At 74.1% G+C, this 15,639-nt stretch carries 15 protein-coding genes and 1 tRNA gene; 14 read left to right on the forward strand and 2 right to left on the reverse strand.

What is annotated here, in order from left to right; all coding sequences use genetic code 11:
* Positions 1-38: 38 nt before the first annotated feature.
* A complete protein-coding gene (locus GD632_RS01780) occupies positions 39-629 on the forward strand; it encodes a TetR/AcrR family transcriptional regulator (RefSeq protein WP_152188017.1) in 591 nt (196 codons plus the stop codon).
* Positions 630-655: 26 nt separating this feature from the next.
* On the opposite strand, the gene GD632_RS01785 is transcribed toward GD632_RS01780, so the two are convergent.
* A tRNA-Arg gene (locus GD632_RS01785) sits at positions 656-728 on the reverse strand.
* 162 nt (positions 729-890) lie between these two features.
* On the opposite strand from GD632_RS01785, the gene GD632_RS01790 reads away from it, so the two are divergent.
* The 10 genes from GD632_RS01790 (at position 891) to prmC (ending at position 12,812) form a co-directional block, all read left to right on the forward strand.
* Complete coding sequence (locus GD632_RS01790; protein WP_152188019.1) at positions 891-1,784, forward strand: hypothetical protein; 894 nt, start codon at positions 891-893, stop codon at positions 1,782-1,784.
* A gap of 55 nt (positions 1,785-1,839) precedes the next feature.
* Positions 1,840-3,489 (forward strand): arginine--tRNA ligase, encoded by a 1,650-nt coding sequence (argS, locus tag GD632_RS01795; RefSeq protein WP_152188021.1) that lies wholly within the window; start codon positions 1,840-1,842, stop codon positions 3,487-3,489.
* Positions 3,411-4,850 carry a diaminopimelate decarboxylase gene (gene lysA, locus GD632_RS01800; RefSeq protein ID WP_452176633.1) on the forward strand — a complete coding sequence of 480 codons (1,440 nt, stop codon included), beginning with the start codon at positions 3,411-3,413 and terminating at the stop codon, positions 4,848-4,850. The genes argS and lysA overlap by 79 nt, the downstream gene beginning before the upstream one ends.
* 75 nt (positions 4,851-4,925) lie before the next feature.
* Positions 4,926-6,227 (forward strand): homoserine dehydrogenase, encoded by a 1,302-nt coding sequence (locus GD632_RS01805; RefSeq protein ID WP_152188026.1) that lies wholly within the window; start codon positions 4,926-4,928, stop codon positions 6,225-6,227.
* Positions 6,227-7,303 (forward strand): threonine synthase, encoded by a 1,077-nt coding sequence (thrC, locus tag GD632_RS01810; protein WP_152188028.1) that lies wholly within the window; start codon positions 6,227-6,229, stop codon positions 7,301-7,303. The genes GD632_RS01805 and thrC overlap by 1 nt, the downstream gene beginning before the upstream one ends.
* 2 nt (positions 7,304-7,305) lie before the next feature.
* Complete coding sequence (gene thrB, locus GD632_RS01815) at positions 7,306-8,202, forward strand: homoserine kinase (RefSeq protein WP_152188375.1); 897 nt, start codon at positions 7,306-7,308, stop codon at positions 8,200-8,202.
* Between the two features lie 301 nt (positions 8,203-8,503).
* Complete coding sequence (rho, locus tag GD632_RS01820) at positions 8,504-10,372, forward strand: transcription termination factor Rho (RefSeq protein WP_226924450.1); 1,869 nt, start codon at positions 8,504-8,506, stop codon at positions 10,370-10,372.
* Between the two features lie 132 nt (positions 10,373-10,504).
* Positions 10,505-10,714 (forward strand): 50S ribosomal protein L31, encoded by a 210-nt coding sequence (gene rpmE, locus GD632_RS01825; RefSeq protein WP_152188033.1) that lies wholly within the window; start codon positions 10,505-10,507, stop codon positions 10,712-10,714.
* A gap of 156 nt (positions 10,715-10,870) precedes the next feature.
* Positions 10,871-11,962, forward strand: a complete 1,092-nt coding sequence (prfA, locus tag GD632_RS01830; protein WP_152188035.1) for a peptide chain release factor 1 — start codon at positions 10,871-10,873, stop codon at positions 11,960-11,962.
* Entirely contained in the window at positions 11,955-12,812 is an 858-nt protein-coding gene (prmC, locus tag GD632_RS01835; RefSeq protein WP_152188037.1) for a peptide chain release factor N(5)-glutamine methyltransferase, read from the forward strand. Before prfA ends, prmC begins: the two co-directional genes overlap by 8 nt.
* Here the strand turns inward: prmC and GD632_RS01840 are convergent.
* Positions 12,745-13,134, reverse strand: coding sequence for a VanZ family protein (locus GD632_RS01840; protein ID WP_193311294.1), 390 nt, complete (start codon positions 13,132-13,134; stop codon positions 12,745-12,747). The two genes, prmC and GD632_RS01840, sit on opposite strands and share 68 nt — an antisense overlap.
* A gap of 51 nt (positions 13,135-13,185) precedes the next feature.
* Here GD632_RS01840 and GD632_RS01845 point away from each other — a divergent pair, with 51 nt between their 5' ends.
* From GD632_RS01845 to GD632_RS01855, 3 genes are read left to right on the forward strand one after another with little or no spacing between them, the layout of a single operon-like run.
* Positions 13,186-13,887 carry an L-threonylcarbamoyladenylate synthase gene (locus GD632_RS01845; RefSeq protein WP_152188039.1) on the forward strand — a complete coding sequence of 234 codons (702 nt, stop codon included), beginning with the start codon at positions 13,186-13,188 and terminating at the stop codon, positions 13,885-13,887.
* On the forward strand, positions 13,884-14,996 hold the full coding sequence (locus GD632_RS01850) for an MraY family glycosyltransferase (protein ID WP_152188041.1): 1,113 nt from the start codon (positions 13,884-13,886) through the stop codon (positions 14,994-14,996). Before GD632_RS01845 ends, GD632_RS01850 begins: the two co-directional genes overlap by 4 nt.
* Entirely contained in the window at positions 14,993-15,427 is a 435-nt protein-coding gene (locus GD632_RS01855) for a hypothetical protein (RefSeq protein ID WP_152188043.1), read from the forward strand. The genes GD632_RS01850 and GD632_RS01855 overlap by 4 nt, the downstream gene beginning before the upstream one ends.
* The last annotated feature ends 212 nt before the right edge of the window (positions 15,428-15,639 follow it).

Below are 15,639 nucleotides of genomic sequence, written 5' to 3' on the forward strand. Positions count from 1 at the left end.
GCCCCCTACGGGGCGGCGGCGTGGTGCACAATGTGGCGATGACCCTCCACGAGTCGCACACCGACCCGCGCACGCGGCGCACGCTGGCGCTCCTGGAGCGTGCTATGACCACCCTCCTCGAGGACCAGTCGATCAGCGAGATCAACGTGTCCGAGCTGTGCCGGGTGGCCGGCATCCACCGGACCACCTTCTACAAGCACTTCTCCTCGGTCGCGGAGTTCGCCGGCCACATGTTCTCGACGCTCATCGACGACCTCGCCTCGGTGGACGTGACGAACCTGCCGGACGACATCGACCAGGTGGTCGAGACCTACCGTGCCTCGCTGGCCGGGATGCTCGACCACGTGGCGGCCAACCGGCCGGCCTACCGCCGCCTCTTCGCCAGCGACGGCGACCACCAGTTCCAGCGCATCGTCGCCGACACCCTCGCCGAGCGTGCGGTCGAGGCACACCGCCGGCTGACGGACCGCGGGCGGGTCATCGACATCGACGAGATGACGGCCGCGCAGCTGGTGGGGGCCGGCTGCGCCGCGGCGGTGGGGGTGTGGGCGGCGCAGGACACGACCGACTCCGCCACCCGCTCCCGGGAGATCATGTCCGCGCTGCCGCGGTGGTGGTCCCCGAGCTGAGGCCGCCCGTCCCCGGGCAGCATGAGTGCCCCCGACTGGACTCGAACCAGCGACCTTCTGCTCCGGAGGCAGACGCTCTATCCACTGAGCTACAGGGGCACGACGCCTGGCGATGCTATCAGGGAGCGCGCGCCATCCTGACATCGCCCGGACGTGGCGCCCGCCACGTCCGGCGGTCGTGGGACGACAGGGGGAGGATGAGGTCCTAGGGTGGACGCCGCACTTCCCAGGCGTTCCCGCGCCGGACGTGAAGGAGACGACATGAGCCAGCAGCCGCCCCCGGGCCCGACGCCCGGACCGTCCGACGACGACGCCCCCCGCGACGAGGGCGAGAGCTTCGCGCGCTCGCCGTACGACACGCCGGACACCCCGCCCGCCGACGCGGCCGACGCGACGGCCGCCTACCCGGCCGCGAGCTACGGCCAGGCCCCCGACCCCGGCCGCACGATCTACTCCGACGCGAGCACCACCGAGCCGGAGCCGGAGCCCGAGCCCGACGGCGGGCGACCGCGCTGGGTGCTGCCGGTGGTCATCGCCGTCGTCCTCCTCCTCGTGGCGGGCGGCATCGCCGCCGCCCTCCTCCTGGGTGGTGACGACGAGGACCCGTCGCCCGCGACGTCGCCGAGCCCGACGGCGGAGGCGACCACGACGCCCGGTGAGACCGAGGAGCCGACGGAGCCCGCGACCACCGAGGAGCCGACGGAGGAGCCCACCGAGGAGCCGAGCGCCGCCACGGAGGAGCCGACCGAGGAGCCGGCGTCCGAGCTGCTCGGCGACCTCGACGAGACCGTGTCCGTCGGTGACCTCACCTTCGAGCTCTCCGAGGAGGGCTTCACGCCCGACGACCGCGTCAACGGCGCGGTCGAGGCCTACCGCGGCACCTACGTCAGCGGCGACGAGACGATCGAGATGCGGGCGACCCTGTGGCCCGACAACGAGGCCGCCGACGCCTTCGCCGCCGAGATGGTCGAGGCCGTCGACGGTGAGCAGGTCGACACCGGTGACACCTACACCAACGAGACCGGCACGTTCTGGGCCTTCTTCCTCGAGGACGAGCGCGGTCGCTACATCTGGACCACCGACCGCGGCCACGTCCTGCAGATCACCGGGAGCGCCGACTACGTGAGCCAGTTCTACGCCAGCCTCCCGCTGTAGCCCGCTCGCCGGCGCACCGAGCGGGGACGCCGTGCCGCGCTAGTAGGCTTGTTCGGTGACTCCGACCGAACTCGCCGCGCTCATCCGCTCCTGCCTCCTCGACGCCGTCGCCGACGGCACCCTGGCCCTGTCCGCCGAGGAGATCGGCGAGGTCAAGGTCGAGCGTCCGCGCCAGCGGGAGCACGGGGACTGGGCGACGAACGTCGCGATGCAGCTGGCGAAGAGGGCGGGCACCAACCCGCGCGCCCTCGCCGAGGTGCTCGCCGAGCGCCTCGGCGGCGCAGCGGGTGTCTCCGCGGCGTCGGTGGCGGGCCCCGGCTTCCTCAACATCCGCCTCGAGGCCGGCGCCGCCGGTGCGCTCGCCCGCTCGATCCTCGAGGCGGGGGAGTCCTACGGCCGCAACGAGGCGCTCGCCGGCCACGCCGTCAACCTCGAGTTCGTCTCGGCCAACCCCACCGGCCCGCTCCACATCGGCCACACCCGCTGGGCCGCGCTCGGTGACGCCCTCGTCCGGCTGCTGCGCGCCTCCGGTGCGGAGGTCACCCCCGAGTACTACATCAACGACGCCGGTGCGCAGATGGACAAGTTCGGCGCCTCGGTCCTGGCCCGGGCCGCCGGCACGGAGGTCCCCGAGGACGGGTACCGCGGTGAGTACGTCACCCAGCTCGCCCAGAAGGTGCTCGCCGAGCGCCCCGACCTCCTCGACCTGCCGCAGGACGAGGCCGTCGCCGTGGCCCGCGAGACCGGCTACCGCCTCCAGCTCGCCGAGATCCAGCAGGTCCTCGCCGAGTTCGAGGTGCACTTCGACGTCTACTTCTCCGAGCGCGAGCTCCACGGCAGCGGCGCCGTCGAGACCGCCGTCGCCCGCCTGCGCGAGCAGGGGCACGTCTTCGACGCCGACGGCGCCGTGTGGCTGCGCACGACCGACTTCGGGGACGACAAGGACCGCGTCCTCATCCGCGCCGACGGGACGCCCACCTACTTCGCCGCGGACGCCGCGTACTACCTGTCGAAGAAGGACCGTGGCTTCCCCGAGAAGATCTACCTCCTCGGCGCCGACCACCACGGCTACGTCAACCGGCTCAAGGCCATCGCCGCCTGCGCGGGCGACGACCCCGAGGTCAACATCGAGGTCCTCATCGGCCAGCTCGTGTCCGTGGCGGGGGCGCGGCTGAGCAAGCGCGCGGGCAACATCATCGAGCTGAGCGACCTCATCGAGTGGATCGGCACCGACCCGGTCCGCTACACCCTCGCGCGCTTCCCCGCGGACTCCCCGCTGAGCCTCGACGGGGAGAAGCTCCGCGAGAAGAACATGGACAACCCCGTGTACTACGTGCAGTACGCGCACGCCCGCATCCGCAACGTCAGCCGCAACGCCGCCCAGCACGGCGTGCGTCGTGAGGACGCCTTCGACCCCACGCTCATCGGCACCGAGGCGGACAGCGTCCTGCTCGGCCACCTCGCCGGCTTCCCGGAGATGGTCGCCCGCGCCGCACGCCTGCGCGAGCCGCACCGGGTGGCCCGCTACCTCGAGGACCTCGCCTCGGCGTACCACAAGTGGTACGACCAGAGCCGCGTGTCCCCGCGGGGGGAGGACCCGGTCGAGGACGTCCACCGCACCCGGCTGTGGCTCAACGACGCCACCGGCCAGGTCATCGCCAACGGTCTCCACCTGCTCGGCGTCTCCGCCCCGGAGCGGATGTGAACGCCCCGGCGCCCGAGCCGTCCGCCGAGGATCCGCGCAGCCCGTGGGCGGGATCGGTCCGACGCACCGCCGACGGCAGCCTCGAGGTGGGCGGCCTGGACGTGCGTGACATCGCCGCGGAGCACCGCACCCCCGTCTACGTCCTGGACGAGGCGGACCTGCGCGGCCGCGCCCGCGCCTTCGTCACCGCCTTCACCGAGGCCTTCGCCGACCTCGCCGGTGCCGACGTCTACTACGCGAGCAAGGCCTTCGCGTCCGTCGCGGTCGACCGCTGGGTGTCCGAGGAGGGCATGCACGTGGACGTCTCCACGGGCGGCGAGCTCGCCGTGGCACTGCGCGCCGGGGTGCCGGGGGACAGGATCGCGCTGCACGGCAACAACAAGTCCGACGCCGAGCTGGAGCGGGCCGTGCGCGCCGGGGTGGGGCGCATCGTCGTCGACTCCCTCTCGGAGGTCGAGCACCTCGCCGACCTGGCCGGGCGGCTCGACCTGCCCGCGCCCGTGATGGTCCGGGTGACCACCGGCGTGCACGCCGGCGGCCACGACTTCATCGCCACCGCCCACGAGGACCAGAAGTTCGGCCTGTCCCTCACCAGCGGCGCCGCGCGTGCCGCCGTCGACGCCGTCCTCGCCCGTCCCGAGCTCACCCTCCTGGGCCTGCACTCCCACATCGGCTCCCAGATCCTCGACCTGTCCGGGTTCGAGGTCGCCGCCGGCGCGCTCCTGCGCCTGCGCGCCGAGGTCGCCGCCGAGAGCGGCACGCTCATGCCGGAGGTCGACCTCGGCGGTGGCTACGGCATCTCCTACACCGGCGCCGACCTCCCGCCCACGCCCGCGCAGATCGCCCCCGCGCTCGCCGGCGTCGTGCGCCGCCTGTGCGCCGAGCTCGGCACCCCGCCGCCGCGGGTGTCGGTCGAGCCGGGCCGCGCCGTCGTCGGCCCGGCCGGGCTCACCCTCTACCGGGTCGGCACGGTCAAGCCGGTGACGACGGAGGAGGGGACCGAGCGCCGCTACGTCTCCGTCGACGGCGGGATGAGCGACAACATCCGCACCGCCCTCTACGACGCCGCCTACACCGCCGCCGTCGCGAGCCGCCGCAGCGCGGCCCCCGCCGTCGCCTCCCGGGTCGTGGGCAAGCACTGCGAGAGCGGCGACATCGTCGTACGTGACGTCCTCCTCCCCGACGACGTCACGGCCGGGGACCTGCTCGCCGTGCCCGCCACCGGCGCCTACGGGCGCTCGATGGCGTCGAACTACAACCTCCTCCCGCGGCCGGGGGTGCTGGCGGTGCGCGACGGGCAGGCCCGGTACATCGTGCGCCCCGAGACCGAGGACGACCTCCTCGCCCTCGACGTCGGCTGACAGCACGTGGACGCGTGGCGGGCGCCCTGGGCGCCGCCCGTATCCTGACCGCGGCACCGAGGATTGGAGTTGTCGATGAGTGAGCGGGCGCTACGCGTCGCCGTGCTCGGCTGTGGGACCGTGGGCACCGAGGTGGTGCGGCTGCTGACCGAGCAGGCCGACGACCTCACCGCTCGGACCGGTGCCCGGCTCGAGGTCGTGGGCATCGCGGTGCGGGACACCTCCGTGCCCCGCGCCGACGTCGTCGACACCCGGCTGCTCACCACCGACGCGTCGGGACTCGTCCGTCGCGCCGACCTCGTCGTCGAGCTCATGGGCGGCATCGAGCCGGCGCGCAGCCTCGTCCTCGAGGCGATCGAGGCGGGCGCCGGTGTCGTCACCGCGAACAAGGCCCTGCTCGCCGCCCACGGTCCCGAGCTCTACGAGGCCGCCGAGGAACGCGGCGTCGACCTGTACTTCGAGGCCGCCGTCGCCGGCGCCGTCCCGGTCGTGCGCGGGGTGCGGGAGTCCTTCGCCGGGGACCACGTGCGGCGTGTCGTCGGCATCGTCAACGGCACGACGAACTTCATCCTCGACGAGATGACCGCCCGCGGCGTCGGCTTCGGCGAGGCCCTCGCGGACGCGCAGGCCCTGGGCTACGCGGAGGCCGACCCCACCGCGGACATCGACGGCCACGACGCCGCCGCGAAGATCGCCATCCTCGCCTCCCTCGCGTTCCACACCCGGGTGAGCATCGAGGACGTCCCCGTCGAGGGGATCCGCTACGTCACCGCGGCGGACGTCGAGGCCGCCACCCGCGGCCACCACGTCATCAAGCTCCTCGCCGTCGCCGAGCGGCGCACCACCGAGGACGGCGAGGGCATCACGGTGCGGGTCCACCCCGCGCTGCTGCCCCTCGAGCACCCGCTGGCCGCCGTCCACGGCGCCTACAACGCCGTCGTCGTCGACACCGAGGCCGCCGGCCGGCTCATGTTCTACGGGCAGGGCGCCGGCGGCGCGCCGACGGCGTCCGCCGTGCTGGGCGACCTCGTGGCGGCCGGGCGCAACCGCGTCTCCGGTGGGCGCGGGCCCGCCGAGTCGCGGTACGCGGACCTGCCGCTCCTCGGCGCCGACCAGGTGACGACGCAGTTCCAGCTGCGCCTCGAGGTCGCCGACGTGCCCGGGGTGCTCGCCCAGATCGCCGGCACCTTCGGGGAGAAGGGCCTGTCGATCATGACCGTGACGCAGGAGCAGGTGCAGGCCACCGACGGCGCCGCCGTGCTCGTCGTCGTCACGCACCGCGCCAGCGAGGCTGCGCTGGCAGCGACGGCCGACGCCGTCGCCCGCATTCCGTCGGTCAAGCGCGTGCTGGCCGTGACCAGGGTGGAGGACGTCTGATGGCGCACCAGTGGCGAGGCGTGATCACCGAGTACGCCGACCGGCTGCCGATCGAGCCCGGGGACCCCGTCGTCACCCTCGGTGAGGGCGGCACGCCGCTCGTCGCGGCGCCCGTGCTCAGCGAGCGCGTCGGCGCGCAGGTCCACGTCAAGGTCGAGGGTGCCAACCCGACCGGCTCCTTCAAGGACCGCGGCATGACGATGGCGATGTCGAAGGTCGCCGCGACCGACACCGAGATGGTCGTGTGCGCCTCCACCGGCAACACCTCCGCCTCCGCCGCCGCCTACGCCGTGCGCGCCGGCCTGCGCTGCGCCGTCGTGCTGCCCGCCGGGAAGATCGCCGCCGGCAAGCTCGCCCAGGCGATCGTCCACGGCGCGGAGCTCGTGGCCGTGGACGGCAACTTCGACGACTGCCTGCGCATCGTCCGCACGCTGGCCGAGGACTACCCGGTCGCGCTCGTCAACTCCGTCAACCCGTTCCGGCTCCAGGGGCAGAAGACCGCGGCCTTCGAGGTCGTCGACGCCCTCGGGGACGCCCCGGACATCCACGTCCTGCCGGTCGGCAACGCGGGGAACATCTCGGCCTACTGGATGGGCTACCGCGAGTACGCGACCGACGCCCCGGGCCTCCCGGCGCGCGCCACCCGCACCCCGCGGATGTGGGGCGTGCAGGCCGAGGGCGCCGCTCCCTTCGTCAAGGGGGCGCCCGTCGAGCACCCCGAGACGGTCGCGACGGCAATCCGTATCGGCAACCCGGCCTCGTGGACGCTGGCGGAGGCCGCGCGCGACGAGTCCGGCGGCTGGATCGACGCCGTGAGCGACGCCCAGATCCTCGACGCGCAGGCACTGCTCGCCCGCGAGGTCGGCGTCTTCGTCGAGCCGGCGTCGGCCGCGAGCGTCGCCGGGCTGCTCCAGGCCGCCGAGCGGGGCCTGGTCCCGGCCGGCGCGACGATCGTGTGCACGGTGACCGGCAACGGTCTCAAGGACACCGCCACCGCCCTCGGCAACGCGGACATCGACCCCGAGGTCGTCGCGCCGCGGGCCGCGGCCACGGCGGCCGCCCTCGGGCTCGCGTGACGATGGGCCGGCTCGCGCACGACACGGTGCGGGTGCAGGTCCCCGCCACCAGCGCCAACCTCGGGCCCGGCTTCGACGCGCTGGGCCTGGCGATCGACGTCGTCGACGACATCGCCGTGCGCGCGACGACCGGCCTCACCCAGGTGACCGTGACCGGCAGCGGCGCCGGCTCGCTGCCCGAGGGGGAGAACCACCTCGTCGTCCGCGCTGTCCGCGCGGCGCTCGACCACGCCGGCGCCCCGCAGGCCGGCCTCGAGCTGCGCTGCCACAACCGCATCCCGCACGGGCGCGGGCTGGGCTCCTCGGCGGCCGCCGTCGTCGGCGGGCTCGTCGCGGCGCGTGGCCTCGTCGCGGACCCCGAGGCGCTGGACGACGACACCGTGCTCGCGCTCGCCACCGAGTTCGAGGGGCACCCGGACAACGCGGCGCCCGCGATCCTCGGCGGCGCGACCGTCGCCTGGTCCGAGGGCACGCGCCCACGTGCAGCGCGCCTGCGGGTGGGGGAGCACGTGCGTCCTACGGTCCTCGTCCCGCCGGGGGAGCTGCTCACCGGCACGGCCCGCTCGGTGCTCCCGCGGCAGGTGCCCCACGAGGACGGCGCGTTCAACGCCGGGCGGGCGGCGCTGCTCGTCCTCGCGCTCGCCGAGCGTCCCGACCTGCTCCTGCCGGCCACCGAGGACCGCCTCCACCAGCGCCAGCGCGCGGTGGTCATGGAGGAGTCGCTGCGCGTCATCGACACGCTGCGCGAGCTCGGGCTGCCCGCCGTCGTCTCCGGGGCGGGGCCCAGCGTCCTCACGCTCACCCGTGCCGACAACGCCCACGTCGCGGCCTTCACCCGGCACGGCTGGCGGGTGCTCACGCCCGCGGTCACGCACGGCGCCCGGCTCGTCACCACCTGACCCCGGCGCACGGGCCGGGTCTGGCCGTGCGTGTCCCGCCGGCCGCGGGACCCCGGCTGCTACACTGGACGCGCCTCGGCGCCGTCGAGCTGTGATCCCACGCGGGTGTCCAGCTGCAGGGCCGCGGCACCCTCCCCCCGATCTTCTTCCGCGGTCTGCGGTCATGGTCGTGCGGAGTCACCACCCCGGACGTCGTCCGGGCTCGCCCGGCCTCAGGTCGTTGGGGCCCGAGGGAAGGAACCTCGTGACAGAACAGCTTGACGCCACCGCGGCCCGCACCGCCGGTGGCTCGCTGAGCACCATGAAGCTGGCCGAGCTGCAGTCGCTCGCCGCCGGCATGGGACTCAGGGGCACCACGCGGATGCGCAAGAGCGACCTCGTCGCCGCTATCCGTGACGCCCGCGGGAGCTCGAGCGGCGCAGGTGCCGCCGGGTCCGCCGCCGCCGCGACCGAAGCCCCTGCCGCCGCGGAGGCGCCCAACGCGCCGGCCGAGGCGCCCGCTGACGCACCGGCGCCGCGGCGCGGCCGCAGCCGCCGGGTGTCCGCCGAGGCCGGCCAGCCCCGCGCGGGGCAGACCCCCGAGCAGCCCGCCCTCCCCGTGGCCGAGGCCACCGAGGAAGACGGCGAGCGGCAGCGCCCGCCCCGCCGCGACCGCGGCGAGCAGCGTGAGCGGGCGCAGGACCGTGCCGAGCAGCGTGAGCGCGCGCAGGACCGTGCCGAGCAGCGTGAGCGCGCGCAGGACGAGCGGCGTGAGCGCACCGAGCAGCAGCCCGAGCAGCCGGCGGGCCGCCAGCAGCGCGAGCCGGTCGACCGCGAGCGCGCCGTCAAGGCTCTCGAGGCGATCGAGCTGCCCGCCCCGCGGGACGAGATCGACGAGCGCCGTGAGGACGCCCGCCGTGGCGAGCAGCGTCGCGTCGAGCCGGAGACCGACCGCAGCGGCCGTAACCGCCGTCGCAATCGGGACCGCAACCGCAAGCGCCGTCCCGGTGGGGGCGACCTGCCCGGCTTCGACGAGCTCGAGGTCACCGAGGACGACGTCCTGCTCCCCGTCGCGGGGATCCTCGACATCCTCGACAACTACGCCTTCGTCCGCACGAGCGGCTACCTGCCCGGGCCCAACGACGTCTACGTCTCGCTCAACCAGGTGAAGAAGCACGGCCTGCGCCGCGGCGACGCCGTCACCGGTGCCGTCCGCCAGCCGCAGGACGAGCAGCAGCGCCAGAAGTTCAACGCGCTCGTCCGTCTCGACTCCGTCAACGGTGCGCCGGCCGACCGCGCGCGCCAGCGTCCGGAGTTCTCCAAGCTGACGCCGCTCTACCCCCAGGAGTCGCTGCGGCTGGAGACGAGCTCCTCGGCGATGACGGGCCGGATCGTCGACCTCGTCGCCCCGATCGGCAAGGGCCAGCGTGGCCTCATCGTCGCCCCGCCCAAGGCGGGCAAGACGATCGTCATGCAGCAGATGGCGAACGCGATCACGACGAACAACCCCGAGGTCCACCTCATGGTCGTGCTCGTGGACGAGCGGCCCGAAGAGGTCACCGACATGCAGCGCACGGTCAAGGGCGAGGTCATCGCCTCGACCTTCGACCGGCCGGCCTCGGACCACACGATCGTCGCCGAGCTCGCCATCGAGCGCGCCAAGCGTCTCGTCGAGCTGGGGCAGGACGTCGTCGTGCTCCTCGACTCCATCACCCGCCTGTCGCGCGCCTACAACCTCGCCGCCCCCGCCTCGGGCCGGATCCTCTCCGGCGGCGTGGACGCCTCGGCGCTCTACCCGCCCAAGCGCTTCTTCGGCGCGGCCCGCAACATCGAGAACGGCGGCTCGCTCACCATCGTCGCCTCGGCCCTGGTGGAGACCGGCTCGAAGATGGACGAGGTGATCTTCGAGGAGTTCAAGGGCACCGGGAACATGGAGCTGCGCCTGTCGCGCTCCCTGGCCGACAGGCGCATCTTCCCGGCGGTGGACGTCAACGCGTCCGGCACCCGCCGCGAGGAGCTGCTCCTGGCCCCGGAGGAGCTGCGGATCGTGTGGAAGCTGCGGCGCGTGATGAGCGGGCTGGACCAGCAGCAGGCCGTCGAGCTGCTCCTCGGCAAGATGCGCGAGACGCGCTCGAACGCCGAGTTCCTGCTCACCGTGCAGAAGACCACACCCGGGATGGGCAACGACTGACCCCACGAGCCCCTGGGCCGTGGGAAGATTTTCGCACGCCGCGGCGTTCTGCCACGATGGAACGTCGACTTCCGGTTCACGGCACGTACCGCGCGGGCCGACCCGGGAGCGAAGCACACCAAGGAGACACACATGAAGCAGGGCATCCACCCCGAGTACGTCACCACCACGGTGACGTGCACCTGTGGGAACACGTTCGAGACCCGCTCGACCGCCACCAGTGGCGCGATCCACGCTGACGTCTGCAGCGCCTGCCACCCGTTCTACACGGGCAAGCAGAAGATCCTCGACACCGGTGGTCGAGTCGCGCGCTTCGAGCAGCGGTACGGCAAGCGCAAGTAGTGGTCGACCAGCGCCGGTGGGAGCATCCCACCGGCGCTGTCGTCTGCCCACCCCCAGACCACTACCTTCGCAACTGGTGGGTTGTCCGACGCAGGGAGCGCCCAGAGCGTCGCCCAGACCACCAAGTGCGACGTGGGGGGACGGAGAGGAGCGAGCGTGAGTGAGGACTTTGCGGCTGTCGAGCCGATGCTGGCCGAGCACGCCGAGATCGAGAAGGCCCTGGCCGACCCGGGCGTCCACGCGGACGCCGGCAAGGCGAAGCGCCTGGGACGGCGCTACGCCGAGCTCACCCGCGTCGTGTCCGCCTACACCGCCTGGCGCACCGCGACCGACGACGCCGAGGCCGCCGCCGAGCTCGCCGAGGACGACGAGTCCTTCGCCGCCGAGCTGCCGGCCCTGCGCACGGCCGCCGACGGCGCCGCCGACCACCTGCGCACCGTCCTCGTCCCCCAGGACCCCGACGACGGCCGCGACGTCATCCTCGAGATCAAGGCGGGGGAGGGCGGGGAGGAGTCCGCGCTCTTCGCCGGCGACCTCCTGCGCATGTACCTGCGCTACGCCGAGCGCCGGGGGTGGTCCACCCAGCTCATCAGCGCGACCGAGTCCGACCTCGGCGGCTACAAGGACGTCGCGGTCGCCGTGAAGTCGCGGGGCAGCCTCGAGGACCCCTCCGACGGCGTGTGGGCGAGCCTCAAGTACGAGGGTGGTGTCCACCGGGTCCAGCGCGTGCCGGTCACCGAGTCCCAGGGCCGGATCCACACCTCCGCGGCCGGCGTCCTCGTCCTGCCCGAGGCGGACGACCCCGGCGAGGTCGAGATCGACCAGAACGACCTGCGCATCGACGTCTACCGCTCCTCCGGCCCCGGCGGCCAGAGCGTCAACACGACGGACTCCGCCGTCCGCATCACCCACGTCCCCACCGGGATCGTCGTGTCGATGCAGAACGAGAAGTCCCAGCTGCAGAACCGCGAGCAGGCGATGCGCGTCCTGCGTGCCCGCCTGCTCGCGGCGCGCCAGCAGGAGGCGGCGGCCGCCGCGTCCGCGACCCGTCGCTCCCAGGTGCGCACCGTCGACCGCTCCGAGCGGATCCGCACGTACAACTACCCGGAGAACCGGATCGCCGACCACCGCACGGGCTTCAAGGCCTACAACCTCGACCACGTGCTCGACGGCGACCTCGCCGCCGTCATCGCCTCCGCCGTCGAGCTGGACGCCGCCGAGCGGCTCGCCGCCGCCGCCCATGCCTGAGGACGCCGACGGCGTCGTCTCCTGGCGCGAGGCCGTGCGCGGTGCGCAGGCGCTGCTCGCCGAGGCCGGGGTGCCCTCGCCCGACGTCGACGCGCGCCTCCTCGCCGAGCACGTCCTCGGCGGTCCGCTCGTCACCGCCGGACGCCCCGGCACGGGCGAGCTCACCGCCTTCGCCACGCTCGTCGACCGCCGACGGCGGCGCGAGCCGCTCCAGCACCTCACCGGGGAGATGTTCTTCCGGCACCTGCGCCTCGTCAGCGAGCCGGGTGCCTTCGTCGTGCGACCCGAGACCGAGCTCGTCGCCGAGGAGGCCATCGCTGCTGCCCGGCGGGTCCCCGCGCCCCGCGTCGTCGACCTGTGCACCGGCTCGGGGGCGATCGCGCTCGCCGTCGCCACCGAGGTGCCCGCCGCCACGGTCTGGGCGGTCGAGCTGAGCCCGCCGGCCCTCGCCGTCGCCGCCCGGAACGTCGCCGACATCGCCCCGCACGTCACGCTCGCGCCCGGCGACGCCGCGACGGCGCTGCCCGAGCTGGACGGCACGGTCGACGTCGTCGTCTCCAACCCGCCCTACGTACCGCCCGACGCCGTCCCGCAGGACCCCGAGGTCCGCGACCACGACCCCGACCTCGCCCTCTACGGCGGCGGCGCCGACGGACTCGACGTCCCGCGCGCCGTCCTGCGCACGGCGGCGCGGCTGCTGCGCCCCGGCGGGACCGTGGTGATGGAGCACGCCGAGGTCCAGGCCGCGGCGGCGCGTGCCGCCTGCGCCGGGACCGGGGCGTTCACCGACGTGCGGACCGTGCGTGACCTCGCCGGCCGGGACCGGATGGTCGTCGCCCGGCGCGTGTGAGCAGCGCCCCCGCCGCCCACCCGAGCGCGACACCGACGGCGTCGGCGAGCGTGTCCCACGGGTCGCCCGAGCGTCCCGGCAGCAGCACGTGCTGGACCAGCTCGCTCACCACGGCGTGCGCGAGCGCGAGCGGCACCACCCACCGCGCCGGCAACCCCGCCCACAGGGCCGCGACGACGACCAGCGCGAAGATCCCGACGTGCGCCACCTTGTCCGCCCCGGGGAACAGGTGCGGCGCGTCGCCGGGCACCCGCGGGAGGTACAGGGCCACGAGGTGGACGAGGAGCGCGAGGGCGAGCGCGGCGCGCCGGAGGTGCGTCATGGTCCGTGAGGATGTCATCGGCGCGCCGGTGCCCGTGGGAGGATCCGGTACGTGAGCGTGTACGACTGCACCCAGCCCGAGACCCGCGACGAGGGCATCGACGCCGCGGCGGCCGCCCTGTCCGCCGGCGGCCTCGTCGTCCTGCCGACCGACACCGTGTACGGCATCGGCGCCGCCGCCTTCGACCCCGCCGCGGTCGCGGCCCTGCTCGCGGCCAAGGGACGCGGGCGCCAGAGCCCGCCCCCCGTGCTCGTCCCCGCGGCGGCCACGGTCGCCGGGCTGGCCACCGACGTGCCGGCCGCCGTCCACACCCTGCTCGAGAGCTTCTGGCCGGGCCCGCTCACCGTCATCTGCCGCGCCCAGCCCACCCTCGCGTGGGACCTGGGCGACACCGGCGGGACCGTGGCCCTGCGCATGCCCGACGACGAGGTCGCGCTGGCCCTCCTCACCCGGACCGGGCCCCTCGCCGTCTCCAGCGCCAACCGCCACGGCCGCCCCGCCGCCACGACCGTCCTCGAGGCGGCCACCGCGCTCGGGGACCGCGTCGAGGTCTACCTCGACGGCGGACCCTCCCGCGGGGGAGTGGCCTCGACGATCATCGACGCGACGGGTCCCACGCTGCGGATCGTGCGCGCCGGGGCGCTGAGCCTGGACGAGCTCACCGCCGTCGTCCCCGAGATCACCGACGTCGAGCGGCCGGCCGAGCCGGCGGCCGGGGACGACGGCGCGAGGGACGGTGCCGTCGGGCCGTGAGGGTCTACCTGCTCGTGATGCTCGTCGCGGCCGTCGTCACCTTCATCGCCACCCCGGTGGCGGTCCGGCTGGCCCGGCTGAGCAACGCGCTGACCCCGGTCCGCGCGCGCGACGTCCACACGGTGCCGACCCCGCGGCTGGGCGGGCTGGCGATGCTCGCCGGCTTCGCCGTCGCCCTGCTCCTCGCCTCGCGGGTGCCCTTCCTCGACGGTGTCTTCACCACCGCCCAGCCGTGGGCGATCCTCGGCGGCGCGGCCCTCGTGTGCCTCCTCGGCGTGGCCGACGACGTGTGGGACCTGGACTGGATGACCAAGCTCGTGGGCCAGGTGCTCGCCGCCGGGCTCATCGCCTGGCAGGGGGTCCAGCTCATCACCTTCCCCGTCGCCGGGCTCACCATCGGCTCGGCGCGGCTGTCCCTCGTCGCGACCGTGCTCGTCGTCGTCGTCGCCATCAACGCCGTCAACTTCGTCGACGGCCTGGACGGCCTGGCGGCCGGGATGATCGGCATCGGGGGACTGGCCTTCTTCGGCTACACCTACCTCCTCACCCGCACCGAGACCCCCGGGGACTACTCCAACCTCGCCACCGTGGTGATCGCCGCCGTCGTCGGGACCTGTCTGGGTTTCCTGCCGCACAACTTCCACCCCGCCCGGATCTTCATGGGCGACTCCGGCTCGATGTTCCTCGGCATCACCGTCGCGGCCGCCGCGATCACCGTCACCGGCCAGATCGACCCCGCCACCTCATCCGCCGGCCAGGTGCTGCCGGCCTTCGTCCCGATCCTCCTCCCGGTGGCGGTGCTGCTGCTGCCCCTGCTCGACATGACGCTCGCCGTGCTGCGGCGGCTGCGCGCCGGGGAGTCGCCCTTCAAGGCCGACCGGATGCACCTGCACCACCGCCTGCTCTCCTGGGGCCACAGCCACCGCCGGGCCGTCCTCGTCATGTACCTGTGGACCGCCGTCATCTCGTTCAGTGCCGCCGCGCTCGTCGTCATCGACGGCCGCACGGTGCTCGTCGTCGCCGGCATCGCCGTCGTCGTCGCCCTGCTCGTCACCGTCGGCAAGCTCCCCGGGCTGCGCCGTTCCTCCCACCCGAAGGAGTCCGTATGACCTCCCCGTCCCCCCTCCGCACGATGTTCCGCACCGTGCTGCGCCAGATGGCTCTCCTCCTGGCCGTCCTCGGCGTCGGCAGCTGCGTCGTCGGCTACCTCGTGGCGGGCATGCCCGGCCTGTGGGGCGGGGTGCTCGGCACCGCGATGGTCGCCTTCTTCACGCTGACGACGGCGGTCGTCATGGTCGCGACGGCGGACCGGCCGCTGTACGTCGCCAGCGCCGCCCTCGTGGGGAGCTGGCTGGCGAAGGTCGTCGTCGTCTTCGTCGTCCTCCTCATCGTGCGGGGACGTGACTTCTACGACCCGGTCGTCTTCTTCGCCACCCTCGTGCTCGCGATCCTCGGCTCCGTCGCGATCGAGATGTCTGCGGCACTCCGGGCGCGGGTGCCCAACGTCGACCCGTCCGCCCGCGAGAACGGCGGCGTCTGAGACGTTCTGGCTGTGGGCTTGCTCACGTCGGCGCCGCGTCCTCGCGCCGCCGGGCGGAGCAGGAGTACTCTCCGCGTCCCCGGCGCCGGCCGGCGCGAAACGTCGCCACGGCGGGCCGGACGGGGCGTGACCCGCGCGGTGACGGGGCACACCGTGCGACGGCTCCCCGGCGGCGACGTCGTCGGCGCCCGGGGACGACGCCGTTCCCGCCC

This window comes from Georgenia satyanarayanai (genome assembly GCF_009193135.1).
Classification (GTDB): Bacteria; Actinomycetota; Actinomycetes; order Actinomycetales; family Actinomycetaceae; genus Oceanitalea; species Oceanitalea satyanarayanai.